Here is a 14917-nt window from a genome sequence, read left to right as displayed (position 1 = left end):
CGCTGTCAGTGCTGAACTGACGGGTAGGTGGATCAGCACGAACACCCGTACCGTGCAACCCACGACAGAGACGCCGTCAGTGCGCCGTCAGTGCGGCGGCACCTGCAAGCGGTACCGCAGGCGGCAGATCAGCGCGTCGGTGTGCCGCCGGATCGCGCGGTCCAGCAGCACCCCGCGCTGGTTCTGCAGCAGCCGCTGCCAGGGGTGCGGCAGGTGCAGCTCGGGGATCAGCACCACCAGCTGGTCGTGTTCCAGCGACTCCTCCAACCGCCGCAGGTAGTCCACGATCGGCCGGGACAGCGAGCGCGAGGGGCTGGTCAGCACGGTCAGCGGCACCTGCGGGTGCCACCGGTCCCAGAGCTGGCGCAGCTGCTCCCCGCCCGGCATGCCCTCGTCGTCCGGATACGACACCGTGACGGCGCGCACCTCGTCGCCCAGCGAGAGCGCGGTCGACAGCGCCTCCTGGGTCAGCCGGTTGGCCGAACTCACCGGCACGATCACCAGCGAACGCTGCTCGTGCGGTGGCCCGGGCAGCTCGCCGATGTGCAGCGCCTGCCCGATCCGCTGGTAGGCCCGGTGCACCGACTCGAAGAGCAGCACCAGCACGGCGACCGCCAGGAAGACCAGCCACCCGCCCTTGCCGAACTTGGCGATCAGCTCGATCACCGTCGCCGCCGCCGTCAGCACCGCGCCCACACCGTTGAGCAGCGCCCGGCCGCGCCAGCCGGGACCGCGCTCCAGCTGCCAGTGCCGCACCATGCCCACCTGGGAGATGGTGAAGCCGATGAAGACACCGATCGCGAAGACCGGTACCAGCGCCTGCGTGTCGCCCTGCGCGGCGACCAGCAGCACCAGCGCCGCACCGGCCAGCACCAGCACCCCGTGCCGGTAGACCTGCCGGTCGGCGCGGAGTGCGAAGATGTGCGGCACGTGGTGGTCACGGGCCAGTAGCGAGGTCAGCACCGGCATGCCGCCGAACGAGGTGTTGGCCGCCAGCGCGAGCAGCGCCACGGTGCTGAACTGCACGACGTAGAAGCCGATGTTGTGGCCGAGCGAGGCCTCGGTGAGCTGGGCGAGCACCGTCCTGGTGCTGTTCGGCGCCACATGGAAGCGGCCGATCAGCACCGACAGCCCGATCAGCATCGCCCCGAGCAGCCCGCAGAGCGCGATCTCGGTGCGCTGCGCGCGCTGCACCCGCGGGGTGCGGAAGGTCGGTACGGCATTGGCGATCGCCTCCACCCCGGTCAGCGCCGCGCAGCCGGAGGCGAAGGCCTTGAGCAGGAGCAGCAGCCCGACGGTCTGGGTGGCAGGGCCCGGGTGCGTCGGCTCGGTCACCGGGTGTGCGCGCAGCAGGCCGACGACGATCACGGCGAAGACCGCGACGACGAAGACGACCGTCGGCAGGATCAGCGCCTTGGCCGACTCCGCGATGCCGTACAGGTTCACCCCGGTGATCAGCGCCAGCACCAGCACGCAGAACCACACCCGGTCGCCGTAGAGCGAGGGGAACGCCGACGTCAGCGCCGCCACACCCGCCGAGACCGAGACCGCGACGTTCAGCACGTAGTCGATGATCAGCGAGGCCGCGGCCACCAGACTGACCCGCCGCCCCAGGTGCCGCCCCGCCACCGCGTAGGCGCCGCCGCCATTGGGAAAGGCGGCGATGACCTGCCGGTAGGAGAACGTCAGCGCCGCCAGCAGCACCACGATCGCCACCGTCACCGGCAACGTGTACCGCAGCCCCTCGCTCCCGGCCACCGCCAGCACCACCACGATCGCCTCGGGCCCGTACGCGACGGACGCCAGCGCATCCAGCGAGAGCGCGGCCAACCCCTGAGGTACCGTCAGCCGATCGCGCTCTTTGCCGCCCACGGGCATCGCCACCACCGTCCTTTCCCGTCATCGTTTCGCCGTGCTGACGGCGACGCTAGTGCGCCGTGGGGGACCGGCGCGCGACTGACGCGCGGTCAGCCGACTGGTTCGCCGCCTGCCCCCGGAACGCGCAAAAATGCGCAAACTCCTGGCGCCACGACCGGTCGCCTCAAGCCGCCCATTCCGTCAGCCGTGCAGACGCGTCCACTGCTCGGCCGCTTCTGTGAGCCGCGCCCGCTGTGGCAGCGGGTCGTCAGCGGTACGGCTCGCCCAGAACCGTGGATGGTCCGGGCGAAGACTGCCAGCCGCGCGGGGTTCGCGTCGCGGTAGGCCGGTACCTGTCGGGCCACGCAGTCGGCCTGGCCGGGAGTGTGACCCGCAGCGATCAGGCCGGGTACCAGCAGGGCCGCGTCCGTCCATTCCGGCCCCGGATGGATTTGGTCGCGTAGTTTCCGCCACGCCCGCTCAGGCCGGTCGCTACGGTAGTTGTAGTCAGGCTCGCCGCAGTGCTCGGCCTGTTCCATGAGGGGGACTCATGCCAGATGACCAGGACCGCACAGTTGAGGGACCGCCTGCTGTGGAGTGGACTACTGCCCCACCAGGACAAGTCGGCATTTCACATACGGGTGCCATCTCCCAGAGCGGTGGAGTGCAGAACGTCTTCATCAACAGTCACGCCCTGGTGCCGGCTCCGGCTCCGGCTCCGGCTGAGGACCCGCGACAGAAGTTCCTCTCCGACTTCCTTCGCCAGGCGCTCAGCCAAGGCGAGACTACCTTCAGGCTGAGCGTGATCTTCATGTCAGCCGGGGCGATCGTCCTGCTGTGTGGGGGTGTACTGGCTCTGATGCGTCACGGGGCGTCGGCTGGAACTGCTGCTGCGCTGATGACCAGCCTGGGCGGCGTTCTGATCGGTACTTGTGGCGGAGCCTTCGCCGTCCACGCGAATCGATCACGGAAGCACCTGACTGCCCAAGCCGAGCGCGTCAGCGAAGAACTGCGTGCTGATCTCACCCGTGAACAGGTGCTCGCGCTGATCGACCGGATTGACGATCCGGTCGCGCGGGACCGGCTTCGGTCATTCAGCGCGATGCAGTCCCTCGGACTGGCCCCGACACCGGACGAGGTCACGAACCGAGTGTTCCCATCGGCTGGCAGCACGGCGCCGGAGATCGAGCCGACCCCGCCCGCGTCCTAGCGCCGCCCTGTCACCACAGCGGAGTTGATGGCCGACCAGTTGCACGCCGAACAACAGCGCGGGGGACCGACCAGTACGGATAGCCCGTTGCGCGAATTGGTATTTCGTGGCCTGTTTCACCCCTCGCTACGGTCGACCGCATGGACTGGAACCTTCATTCGGCCGAAGACCTCATCACCGCCCTCCGCGCCGGCGACGTGACCTCGGTGGAACTCACCGACCAGGCGATCGCCCGCATCGAGCGCGACGACAAGGCGATCAACGCCATCTGCGTCCCCGACTTCGACCGTGCACGCGCTGCCGCCCACGCGGCCGACCAGGCACGTGCCCGTGGCGAGGAGCACCCGCTGCTCGGGGTTCCGGTGACGGTCAAGGAGTCCTACAACGTGGCTGGGCTGACCACGACTTGGGGCATGCCGGAGCACCGGGACCACGTGCCGGCCGAGGATGCGGTGCAGGTGTCGCGGCTCAGGTCCGCGGGCGCGGTGGTGCTGGGCAAGACCAATGTGCCGTTGGGGCTGCAGGATATTCAGAGCTTCAACGCGATCTACGGCACCACCAACAACCCGTGGGATCACACGCGTACGTCGGGCGGCTCCTCCGGCGGGTCGGCGGCGGCGCTGGCGGCCGGGTTCGGTGCGCTGTCCATCGGCTCCGACCTCGCCGGTTCGCTGCGCACGCCCGCACACTTCTGCGGTGTCTATGCGCACAAGCCGAGCCTCGGGCTGGCGGCGAGCCGCGGCATGGTCCCGCCGGACGCACCGGTGTTGCCCGTCGACCTCGACCTCGCCGTCGTCGGTCCGATGGCGCGCACGGCCCGCGACCTCACCCTCCTGCTCGACGTCATGGCCGGACCGGATCCGCTGACGCACGGTGTGGCCTACGACGTGACGCTGCCGCCCGCGCGCCACGAGCGGCTCGGCGACTTCCGGGTGCTGGTGCTGGAGGAGCATCCGTTCATCCCCACCGGGGCCGCGGTGCGGGCCGGGGTGAACCGGGTGGCCGACGCGCTCACCGGCGCCGGTGCCCGCGTCGAGCGGCACAGCCCGCTGCTGCCCGATCTGGCCGAAGCCGCCACGCTCTACACGCAGTTGCTGTTCTCGGGCTCCGTGGCCCGCTTCCCCGTCGAGGCGTACGAGCAACTGCGCTCCCGGGCCGCCGCGTTGAGCACGGACGACCGGAGTCTCGACGCGACCCGGCTGCGCGGCATGCTGTTCAGCCACCGCGACTGGATGGAGGCGAACGGCCGCCGTGAGCTCCACCGCCACGGCTGGCGGCAGCTCTTCGCCGAGTTCGACGTGGTGGTGTGTCCGATCACGCCGACTCCCGCGTTCCCGCACGACCACAACCCCGATCCGCTGGGACGCCGGCTCGACATCGACAGCGTCGAGTACCCGTACTTCGACCAGCTCGTCTGGGCCGGTGCGGCCACCATGCCCGGCCTGCCCGCCACCGCGGTGCCCGCGGGCCGGTCTCCCGAGGGGTTGCCGGTGGGCGTGCAGCTCATCGGCCCGATGTTCGAGGACCGCACCCCGCTGCGGCTGGCCGAACTGCTGGAGCAGGAGATCGGCGGCTTCCGGGCACCGGAGTAGGCCGCACCGATCGTCAGGCCGTGGCCGCGGCCGGGGCCGACCAGTCGATCCGGTGCTCGAACTGCCAGGCCATCTTCTCCGGGCTGATGAGCTTCATCCCGAGGGGCATCAGCGCGTCCCGCAGCACCCGGGCCACCGGGCCGGCCGCCTTGTTGCTGTTGGTCCGCTCGGCCGCCTTGATGATCCGCTCGACCCGCGGGCGGCGCAGCTCCTCGTACCGCGCGAGGGCCTGACGCAGCGGCAGATCCCTGAGGCAGCGCGCCAGTTCCACCGAGCTCTCGATGGCCAGCGACGCCCCCTGGCCGGAGCTGGACGAGGGCGCGTGCGCGGAGTCGCCGACCAGCACCATCCGGTCCCGGCTCCACTGCGGGACCGCCGGCATGTTCTCCATCGGGCCGGTGATCAGCAGCTGGGCCGGATCGGTGCGGCGGATCAGCTCGGCGGCCGGGGTGCGGTCGCCCGCGCACGCGGTTGCCAACTCCTTCAGCCACCGCTCGGCGCCGCGTGCCACCGCCTCGGCCTGGGTGAGCGGCTCGGCCCACGGCAGGTTGACGAACCAGACGGCGCTCCCGTTGATCACCTGGAGGCCGAAGAAGGCCCGCTTGCCGAAGGTCATGTACATCTTGCCACCGGTGTCCGGCACCAGGCCGGCCTGCGCGTTCATCGAGCCGAAGCCCTGCAGCCCGGCGTACCGTGGCTGCGGGGCGGCCGGGTCGATCAGGCCGCGCACGGTGGACCGGATCCCGTCGGCGCCGATCAGCAGGTCGCCGGTGGCGGTGGAGCCGTCGGCGAACTCCGCCGTCACGCTGTCCGCGGTCTGCGTGACGCCGATCAGCCGCTTGCCGTGCTCGATCCGGATGCCCCGCCGGAGGGCTTCCGCGTACAGCGCCTGGTACAGGTCGCTGCGCATCACCAGCCGGGTCGGCTCCAGCCGGCCGGGGCTGCCGAACGAGGCGAGCTGCTTGCCGTTCCAGCTCTGCAGCACGATGGCGTCCATCGGGTCGCCGAGCCGGCGCACCAGGTCGCCGGTGCCGATCACGTCCAGCGCGGCCAGCCCGTTCGGTGCGAGCCCGAGGGCGGCGCCGACGCCGGTGGCGGTCTCCGTGTACGCCTCGTGGACGGTGGCCTCGATGCCGGCCTGCTGGAGGGCCATCGCGGTGACGGGGCCGGCGACTCCGCCGCCGATGACCAGCGCCTTCTTGATCTCCGTTGCCATGGTCTCGTCCCTCTCCTCTCGGGGTCGGCTGTCCGCCGACCTCTCCATAGTTGCACTGAATCTAGTTTCAGTGCAACTAGTTCCGCAGTGGGTAACATCAGGGCATGAGTACCGCCGTGAAGAGCTCGCCCATGGGCCTGACCGTCCTGTCGTTGCTGCACTTCAAGCCGCTGCACCCGTACGGCATGCAGCGGCTGCTCAAGCAGTGGGGCAAGGACCAGGTGGTGAACGTCGGCCAGCGGACCGGCCTGTACCGCACCATCGACCGGCTGCTCACGGCGGGCCTGATCGCGGTCCGCGAGACCGGGCGCGACCAGCAGTATCCGGAGCGGACCGTCTACGAGCTCACCGAGGCGGGTCGGCGGGCCACCCGCACCTGGCTGCTGGACATGCTCCGCTCGCCCAAGCAGGAGTTCCCCGAGTTTCCCGTGGCCCTCTCCAATCTGATGCTGCTCACCCCGGACGAGATCGTCGAGGCCCTGGCCGCCCGCCTCGCCTCGGTGTGCGGCACCCGGGCCGCGCTGGAGCGCGCGCTGGCCGAGACCGCGGAGTCCGGTGTCCCCCGGGTCGCTCTGCTGGAGACCGAGTACAGCCTCACGGTCGCCAGGGCCGAGGTCGGCTGGCTGGAGTCGGTCATCGCGGACCTCCGCTCGGGCGCCCTCGCCTGGAGCGCCGAGGAACTGCTCGCCGTCGCCGCCGCCAGCGAGGCCCAAACCCCCTAGCAGCGCCCGTGACTCGCGGACGATGATGGCGGCATGATCGAGAATCAGTCAGTGGAGCAGGCAGTAGAGAAGGCGGCAGAGAAGGCACCGGGGGAGTACCTTCACCCGCTCCCCGCCGCCGTGGACGGATCCGCCCTCCTCGCCCTCGCGGCGGGCCACCATGCCCGCGCCGTACGGTTCGTCGGCGTTCGGGAGGTCGCCGGGCACCTGGTGAAGCTCTATGTGATCGAGGCGCCCGAGCGCACGCTGGCCGAGCGCGAGCTGGAGCCGATCGTGGCGATCGCCGGCGGGCAGCTGGCCGGCGCCGCCGCCCGGGGGTCGCTCGGGCTGGGGGTGCTGATCGTGCACGCCGGTGGGGATGGTGACTACGTGCTGGTGCACAGCTGGATCGAGGGGTACATGTCGGACCTCGCGATCTTCACCGGGCCCGCCGGGCAGCCGGATCAACTGCGGCCCGGGCGCGCCGGGTTGGCGCCGTGCGTGTGGGAGGCGGCGGTACTGGCGCACGAGCGGGAGGCGTTCGTGCGGCGGGTGCTGGACGGCGCCGGTCCGGTGGCGGAACGGCTGGCGGCCTGGGCGGCGGACGTGCTGACGGGTGAGGTCCGCTAGAGCAGCCCGGGAGTCCTGGCGCGAAAGCATAATGAAAGTCGTTTTCATCTAGGGTAAAGTGCGTGCTGCCGGGGTCGTCGCGCCCCGTCGCGCCCTGGCGGCATGCACATCCACACCCAGCATCCGGAGTCCTGCCATGTCCGAAAGTGAACCGACCGCTGACGCCATGGACGCCGTTCGACTGCCGGTCGTGGTGGTCGCGGGCCTGCACGCGGCCCGGCGCCGCCAGGCCGTGCTCGAACTGCTCGACGGCTGCGTCGAGGCCGTCGTCCTCCACCACGACCTGCGGGACGCCACCGACGGCATCGTGTACCGGCGGATCCGGGACGGCGGGGGCGAGTTCGCCCCGACGGCGGTTCCGCTGACCAATGACTGCCCCTGCTGCGCGCTGCGCGAGGACCTGCTGCCCGAGCTGCTGCGGATCGCCGAGCGGGGTCAACACGGGCTCGCGATCGTGGAGTTGTGGGGCGCCAGTGATCCCCATCCGGCGGTGGAGCTGATCGCCGAGGGCGAGGTGGACGGACGCCCGCTGCACGAGGTGATCGAACTCGCCGGTGTCATCACGGTGGTGGACCCGTTGCACCTGGTCGCCGACCTCTCCGTGCCGGACGAACTCGGCGCCCACGGTCTGCAGGGCTGTGCCCAGGACACCCGCACCCGGGCCGAGGCGCTGGCCCACCAGATCGAGTACGCCGGTGCGCTCGCCGTGCCACGGGCGGGAGCCGAGGGCGGTGACGCGCCCCGGCGGCGGACCGCACTGGCGATGCTGCGGCAACTGCACCCCACCGCGCGCATCGTCCGGCTCGCCACCGGCGAGCTGATCCGGGCCGCGCTCGCCGGTTTCGACGTGCCCGCCGCCCGGGACCGGGTCAATCCGGCGCTGGCCCTGCTGCCGCAGGAGCGCGACGAGGCGGGTGTGGCCACGGTGGTCTGGGAACGCCGCCGCCCGCTGCACCCGGCCCGGCTGTACGAGGCGCTGAACCGGCTCGTCCCGGCCGCCCAGCGCAGCCGGGGCCGGTTCTGGCTGGCCAACCGGCCCGACCAGCTGCTGGCCTGGGACGCGGCCGGGGCCAGCCTGGCGGTGGAGGAGTGCGGCCCGTGGCTCACCTGCCTGCCGGACGCCGCCTGGGAGCTCTACCCGCCCAGCCGCCGCGCCGCCGCGGCCCTGGACTGGCATCCCCTGCACGGTGACCGGGTGCAGCAACTCGCCTTCACCGCCGCGGGCCTGGATGCCGAGGGGATCGTCCGGCTGCTCGACTCCTGCCTGCTCACGGACGCCGAGCTGGTGGGCGGCGAGGCGGGCTGGAAGGCACTCGCCGACGCCTTCGAGGGCCTGCTCGACCCGGTCTCCTGACCGGCAGCCCCGAGCCCGAGATCCTGCCCGGCGGTCCGCCCCGGCGCCCCGATCCGGCCGCCGCCCCCGGTGCCTAGTCGGCTGCGAACGGCCCGTCGGTGACGAAGCGGTGCAGCTGGTGGGCGAAGGTCCTGGCCTCGGCGGCGGGCCAGGAGCCGAGGGCGGCCTCGATGCGGGAGGCCAGGCGCCGGCGGCTCTCGGCCACCACCGCCTCGCCCTGCTCGGTGAGGATCAGCAGGGCCGCCCGCCGGTCGGCCGGGTCGGGCTCGCGGCGCACCAGGCCCGCGTCCTCCAGGCGGGAGGCGCGCCGGGTGACGCCGGACCGGTCCAGCCCCACCTCGGGCGCCAGCTCGGCGGCGCTGCACGGGCCGGTCCGGGCCAGACCGCTGAGCACCGGGTAGGTCAGCTCGTCCACGCCCTCGCCCAGGCCCTCGGTCAGGCCGCGGTAGAGGCGTTCACGGGTGGTGCGCCGCAGCAGCAGCCCCAGCGCATCGGCGATCTCCCGGCCCACGTCGTTCTCCATGGCTCCAGAGTAGCGTGCGCTGCGCACGCTTCGCACGTTCAACACTCCTTCACCATCCCCTTGCGATTCCCTCGCGATTCGGGGTCCCACGGCTGAGAGCCGAGCCCCCGTGCCTCGTGGGCCCGTTCAGTCGGCCGGCCGGACGGGCCCACCGCCGTTCGCGGCCAACTCGGCGCGCAGTTCAGCCAGGTGGGCATCCGCATGGTCGTGCGGCAGGTACTCGACCACGTCGAGGAAGCGGAACATCACGTTGGTCCCGGTCACCGCGAACTCGTAGTCGCCGAACCCCACCACCGCACCGAGCACCCCGCGCACCGCCCCGCGCACGACGTGCCCGGTCAGCTCGTCCGGCTGCTCCGCCGTCAGGCTCCGGCGCGCGTTGGGCCTGGCCAGGTACGGGCAGACCATCGAGGCGTACAGCATGCACGCGCGGTGCCCCGGCCCCTCCAGGGTCGGGGCCATGTTGCGGTACAGCCGCCCGGCCGCCAGTGCCTCGCCGATCGCGGCGCTCTCGCCCGCCCCGACCACCCGCCACACCGGTCCGCGCGGCATCAGCGTGTTGCAGACCGAGCAGAGCCGCTCGCGCGCGCAGTCGGCACTGCGTCCGTAGTCGGTCAGCGCGAACTGCGGCTGCCCCTCCTCCCACGGAGTGATGGCGGGCACAGGGTAGCCGCGGTTGTCCCGCGGTCGGTCCCGGACGGTCGGCGGCATGGGTACGAGATCGAAGCGCACGTACCCATACTTACCAGGCGGCATGGACCTGCCTACACCCTGTGGGCTCCACGTCCACTGCTTAAGAGGGTCCGCCGGTAGGGGGCCGGCGTCGCGACGCCCGGGCTCTCGCCTGGACGGCTTCTCCTCAGTCGCCGATGCTCCGCATGGACTCCCTCGTCGGCGCCGCCCAGACTCGGCCCACTGCGGACATCAGCCGCTGACGCGGCGGGCGCTCCTTTCTCCGGCCCCCTACCGGCGGACCCTCTAAATGAATATTCACCCTTAAATTTGTCATATCTCCCCTCGTCGAAGTCTCGCCCCACGATGCTGTGGTGGCCGACCGTCAGGTCGGCGAAAGACCGTACTCACGTGGGGTGGGAACTTTGCTGAAACGAGGAGCGCGATGGTTCGCTGCAGGGGTGGCCGCGCTCACCCTGGCAGCGACCACGCAGGCCGTGGTGCCGGCCCTCGCGGCCACGCCGCCGCAGCTTGATCTGAAGGTGCTGCTGGTCGGTGGGGGATCGGACGACCCCACCACGACCGCCTGGCAGAAGGCGCTCGACACCGAGGGTGTGCCGTACACGCTGGTGACGGCCGCCGGGGCGATCGGCAGCGAGACCGTGACGCTGCCCGCGCTCTCCAGCGGGACCCACGGCTACTACAACGGCGTGGTGATCGCCGACTCGCCCACCTTCTTCGCCGCCGGCCAGCTGGGCGGCCTGGACAGCTACGAGTCCAGCTTCGGCGTGCGCCAGCTGGACGGCTACATGTACCCTTCGGCCTCGCTCGGCCTGACCGCCGCCGGCTCCGGTACGGTGACCGGGACCGCACAGCTGACGGCCCCGGCGCTCGCCCAACTCCCCGAGCTGAAGGGCCCGGTGCCCTTCGAGTCCGGCTCCTACGGCTACCCGGCCACGCCGGTGGCCGGCGCCCCGGTGACCCCGTGGCTGGAGAACCCGGCGGGCCAGACGCTGGCCGCCGTCTACCAGCACCCCAGCACCGACGCGCAGGCGGGCGTGTCCGAGCTGTCGCTGACCTTCGACTACAACTCGACCATGCTGCCCTGGCTGCTGCTCTCGCCCGGGCTGATCGACTGGGTCACCCAGAACACCCACCTCGGCCTGTACCGGAACTACTTCGGTCAGGACATCGACGACATGTTCATCTCGGACAACGAGTGGAGCCGGCAGTACCAGTGCACGCCGGGTGCCACCGACCCGAACGACGTGCTCTGCCCGCAGGGGGTCGGCGGCAACGCGGCCGACGGTCCGCCGGACGTCCAGATGAGCGCGGCGGACGTCGACTACGTGGCCAACTGGGAGCAGCAGACCGGCATCAAGCTGGAGTTCGCGTTCAACGCGATCGGCGCCTGCACCGCGCCCAGCAGCACCACGACGTCCGGCGCCAACTGCTCGGGCAGCACCACGGTGAACGGCAACACCTTCACCGACCCGGGGCAGACGGTGGACAGCGGCTACCCCAACGACGCGGCCTTCGTCAACGAACTCCTCAAGCAGCAGGCCTCGTTCAACTGGATCACGCACACCTGGTCGCACATGTACCTGGGTTGCCAGGTCGGCGGGCCGCAGCCGGCGAACGCGCCGACCGCGGGCACCGGCGGATCGCTGGCGGCGGGCGGCTACAGCTACGAGGTCACCGCGGCCACCGCCTACGGTGAGTCGGAGCCCTCCACCCCGCAGCAGGTCACCGTCGGCGCGAACGGCTCGGTCTCGCTGAGCTGGCCGGACGCCCCGAACGGCGGCGGCCCCTCGCTGGCCAAGCTGGAGTCCGAGTACTTCGGCGGCACCGGCTTCTGGGGCTACGACATCTACCGCGCCCCGGCCGGCTCGACCAGCTTCGGCCTGGTCGGCCAGGTCAAGGAGGACCCGACCGGCGCCACCGGCAGCTACTCCTTCACCGACACCGGGGCCACCGCTCCGGGCGGCGGCCCGGGCAGCACCAGCACCTTCCCCACCGCCACCGACCCCGGCATCGGCTGCTCCTCGGCCGCTGCCTGGCTGCCGGCCACCAGCGCCAACCCGGACTCCAGCATCGAGCAGGAGATCGGCCTGGACGACGCCTTCGCCGCCAACAACGGTCTGACCAACTTCAGCCCCAGCGGCCTGGTCACCGGTGAGCACTCCGGCCTGGAGAGCCCCACCATGCCGCAGTCCATGGCGGACATGGGGATCAAGGTCTTCGGCAGCGACGCCTCGCGCCAGCCGCAGAGCTACACCATCTCGGGGACCTCGGCCTCCGGGGCGAGCAACACCGCGTCCTCCGCGCCGCGTTACCCGAGCAACATCTACTACAACGCGTCCAACTGGCCGGACGAGCTGAGCGAGTACAACACCGCCTACGTGGCGACCGGCTCCTCGATGGGCGACTCGCTGTACCCGGCCGAGACCGGCAAGTGCGAGGACACCCCGTCGACCACCTGCACCACCACCCCGGCCGGCGAGAGCTCGGTGCTCGCCAGTGAGTCCCGGATCCTGCTCGGCCACGTGCTGGCCGACGACCCGCGGATGAACTACGCGCACCAGACCAACCTGATCGGCCCGGCCACCCAGACCGTCAACGGGGTCACCTCCGACTACGGCTACACGATCCTGAGCCTGATCAACGACATGCTGGCGCAGTACAACAGCTGGTACACCGCGCCGCTGACCCAGATGACCGACGCGAGCACCGCGCAGACACTGGGCCAGTCGGCCGCCTGGGCCGCGGCCGAGCAGGCCGGCACCGTCACCGCCTCGGTGCAGAACGGCAACGTGGTGATCGCCGACTCCGGCAGCGGCTCGGTCGACGTCCCGGTGACCGTCCCGGCCGGGACCACCGTCAACGGCGCGGCCTTCGGCCAGTCCTACGGCGGCACGCTCTCCGCCTGGACCCCGATCGCGGCCGGCGGCTCCACCACGCTGACCATCAACGTCGCCCCGCTGATCACCAGCGCGGCCACCGCCGCCGCCACCGTCGGCGCCGCGTTCAGCACCACCGTCACCGCCACCGGCTCCCCGCTGCCCGCGCTCAAGGAGAGCGGCGCCCTGCCCGGCGGTGTCACCTTCACCGACAACGGCGACGGCACCGCGACCCTGGCCGGCACCCCGGCGGCCGGCAGTGGCGGCAGCTACCCGCTGGTCGTCACCGCGACCAACGGCGCGGGCTCGGTCACCCAGAACCTGTCGCTGACCGTCGCCCAGGGCCCGGCCGTCACCAGCGCGGGCACCGCGGCCTTCACCACCGGTACCGCGGGCACCTTCGCGGTGACCACCTCCGGCTACCCGGCCCCCGCGCTCAGTGCGAGCGGCACCCTGCCGAGCGGGCTGAGCTTCAAGGACAACGGCGACGGCACCGGCTCGATCGTAGGGACCGCCGCCTCGGGCACCGCCGGCAGCTACCCGGTGACCGTCACCGCGACCAACGCCTCGGGCAGCAGCTCCGCCCAGGTCACCGTCACCGTCACGCAGGCCACCGGTCCCTCGGTGACCAGCGCGAGCTCGACCACCCTCACCACCGGCGCGCCGGTCAGCTTCGCGGTGACCGCCACCGGCTACCCGGCCCCGGCCCTGAAGGTGGCCGGGGCACTGCCGAACGGCCTGTCCTTCAAGGACAACGGGAACGGCACCGGGAGCCTGACGGGCACCCCGGCGGCGACCAGCGGCGGCGTCTACCCGCTGACGCTCACGGCCACCAACCCGGTGGGCGCGGCGACCCAGGCGCTGGCGGTGACGGTCGACCAGCCGCCGGCGATCACCAGCAAGGCGAGCGCGACCGCCTTCCTGCTGATCCCGTTCAGCTGCACCATCACCACGACCGGTTTCCCGAACGCGGTGCTGAGCGAGAGCGGCACCCTGCCGGCCGGGCTGCGGTTCACCCCCGGGGCCAACGGCACGGCGACCATCTCGGGTTCCGAGCTGGCGCTCGGAGCCTTCCACCTCACCATCACGGCCAAGAGCGCGGCGGGCACCGTGAGCCAGCCCTTCACGCTCTACGCGACGCTGTGAGCCGCTGAGTCGGTGCGGTAGCCGACGCGGCACGGCCGCCCGGGACTTCGGTCCCGGGCGGCCGTGCTGTTTTGGCGTGGCCGCGCCGCCGGGCTCAAGGCGCTCCGGCGGCGTGTTCGGCGGCGTGTTCGGCGAGCAGCCGGGCGGCGCGCTCGGGGGTGAAGTCCATCGAGGTCAGCACGGCGGGGACGGTGATGCTGGGGAACAGGTGCCGGAGCAGCACGCAGAGGCGGTGCGGCAGGTCCTCGTAGCGGCTCATCGCGAAGGACATCAGCTGGATGCCCGCGAAGGTGGCGACCAGCAGCTCGGCGGTCTCGGCCGGGTCCACCTGGGGCAGCAACTCGCCCTGGCGGGCGGCGGCTTCGAGGATCTCCCGGTTGCGCCGGCTCCACTCCTCGAACGGGCCGCGCTGGTCCAGGCCGTCGGTCTGCCGGTCGAGGGTGAGCCGGACGCCGGCCCGCACCAGTGGGTCGGTGCGCAGCCGGTGGGCCAGCACCACGGTGGAGTCGACCAGTTCCTGCAGCTTGACGCTCTGCGGATGGAGCGCGGCGGAGTGCTGCTCACCGAGCACGCACCGGGCGAGGTCTTCCTTGGACTGGAAGTGGAAGTAGAGGGCGCCCTTGGTCACGTCGGCCACCTTGAGGATCTCGGCGATGGTGGCGGCCTGGTAGCCCTGCTGCTCGAAGACGGTGGCGGCCGCTTCGAGGATCTTCCGGCGGGTGCGGATCGCTCGGTCCTGCTTGGCCACAGTCGCCCCTTTCCCGGGCTGTGCCGGCGCGGTGTCGGCGGTGCTGGTCGGCGGCGTTCAAGTGGGGAGCAGCGGGGGCCAGGCCTCGTCCGAGTGGTGACGCTTGAAAACAAAACCGACGCGTCCGTACGGTACCACCGCCCCCTCTCGGGCCCGATCGGTGGCCGACAGCGAGTCTGACGGCCAGTCAGCAGGTGGTCCGCAGTTGTACATCTTCCATGCCTGACGCCCTCTCACCTCGCCTGTCACGGAAGGATTTCGAGGATGCGGGGAAAGCCCCGGAGGATCCTTGAAAGCCGCTGGAGAGGTATGTTTCCATGTCTCGCCGGTGGTGGCCGAACGGGCGGCCGGACACGGGGCACAGCGGC

The 14917-nt window shown here is 71.5% G+C and carries 11 protein-coding genes; 6 read left to right on the top strand and 5 right to left on the bottom strand.

All coding sequences use genetic code 11. The features are described from left to right. Positions 1-87: 87 nt before the first annotated feature. The gene (locus OG294_RS10445; RefSeq protein ID WP_327071492.1) at positions 88-1878 is read right to left on the bottom strand and encodes an APC family permease; all 1791 of its coding nucleotides are present in this window, start codon (positions 1876-1878) and stop codon (positions 88-90) included. Positions 1879-2521: 643 nt separating this feature from the next. Between OG294_RS10445 and OG294_RS10440 the strand changes: the two genes are divergently transcribed. Continuing rightward, positions 2522-3067: a TRADD-N-associated membrane domain-containing protein gene (locus tag OG294_RS10440; protein WP_327066190.1), complete on the top strand. Its 546-nt coding sequence runs from the start codon at positions 2522-2524 to the stop codon at positions 3065-3067. A 140-nt stretch (positions 3068-3207) separates the two neighbouring features. Beyond that, a complete protein-coding gene (locus OG294_RS10435; protein WP_327066189.1) occupies positions 3208-4659 on the top strand; it encodes an amidase in 1452 nt (483 codons plus the stop codon). A 13-nt stretch (positions 4660-4672) separates the two neighbouring features. Here OG294_RS10435 and OG294_RS10430 read toward each other — a convergent pair whose 3' ends face one another. Continuing rightward, positions 4673-5875, bottom strand: coding sequence for an FAD-dependent oxidoreductase (locus tag OG294_RS10430; RefSeq protein ID WP_327066188.1), 1203 nt, complete (start codon positions 5873-5875; stop codon positions 4673-4675). A gap of 104 nt (positions 5876-5979) precedes the next feature. Here OG294_RS10430 and OG294_RS10425 point away from each other — a divergent pair, with 104 nt between their 5' ends. From OG294_RS10425 to OG294_RS10415, 3 genes are all read left to right on the top strand, one after another. Next, positions 5980-6597 (top strand): PadR family transcriptional regulator, encoded by a 618-nt coding sequence (locus OG294_RS10425; protein WP_327066187.1) that lies wholly within the window; start codon positions 5980-5982, stop codon positions 6595-6597. Positions 6598-6630: 33 nt separating this feature from the next. Then, complete coding sequence (locus OG294_RS10420) at positions 6631-7206, top strand: hypothetical protein (RefSeq protein WP_327066186.1); 576 nt, start codon at positions 6631-6633, stop codon at positions 7204-7206. Between the two features lie 136 nt (positions 7207-7342). Beyond that, the gene (locus OG294_RS10415) at positions 7343-8560 is read left to right on the top strand and encodes a CobW family GTP-binding protein (protein WP_327066185.1); all 1218 of its coding nucleotides are present in this window, start codon (positions 7343-7345) and stop codon (positions 8558-8560) included. 73 nt (positions 8561-8633) lie between these two features. On the opposite strand, the gene OG294_RS10410 is transcribed toward OG294_RS10415, so the two are convergent. Both OG294_RS10410 and OG294_RS10405 read right to left on the bottom strand, forming a co-directional pair. Continuing rightward, positions 8634-9083, bottom strand: coding sequence for a MarR family winged helix-turn-helix transcriptional regulator (locus OG294_RS10410; protein WP_327066184.1), 450 nt, complete (start codon positions 9081-9083; stop codon positions 8634-8636). Positions 9084-9209: 126 nt separating this feature from the next. Beyond that, positions 9210-9746, bottom strand: a complete 537-nt coding sequence (locus OG294_RS10405; RefSeq protein ID WP_327066183.1) for a hypothetical protein — start codon at positions 9744-9746, stop codon at positions 9210-9212. A 470-nt stretch (positions 9747-10216) separates the two neighbouring features. On the opposite strand from OG294_RS10405, the gene OG294_RS10400 reads away from it, so the two are divergent. Continuing rightward, a complete protein-coding gene (locus tag OG294_RS10400) occupies positions 10217-13801 on the top strand; it encodes an Ig domain-containing protein (protein ID WP_327066182.1) in 3585 nt (1194 codons plus the stop codon). Between the two features lie 94 nt (positions 13802-13895). Here the strand turns inward: OG294_RS10400 and OG294_RS10395 are convergent, their stop codons facing one another. Beyond that, positions 13896-14549 (bottom strand): ScbR family autoregulator-binding transcription factor, encoded by a 654-nt coding sequence (locus OG294_RS10395; RefSeq protein ID WP_327066181.1) that lies wholly within the window; start codon positions 14547-14549, stop codon positions 13896-13898. Positions 14550-14917 lie beyond the last annotated feature (368 nt).

Source organism: Kitasatospora sp. NBC_01302, from assembly GCF_035976515.1.
In the GTDB taxonomy this organism is placed as follows: domain Bacteria; phylum Actinomycetota; class Actinomycetes; order Streptomycetales; family Streptomycetaceae; genus Kitasatospora.
Note: the sequence above shows the minus strand (reverse complement) of the source record. Positions and strands in the feature narration are given on the sequence as shown.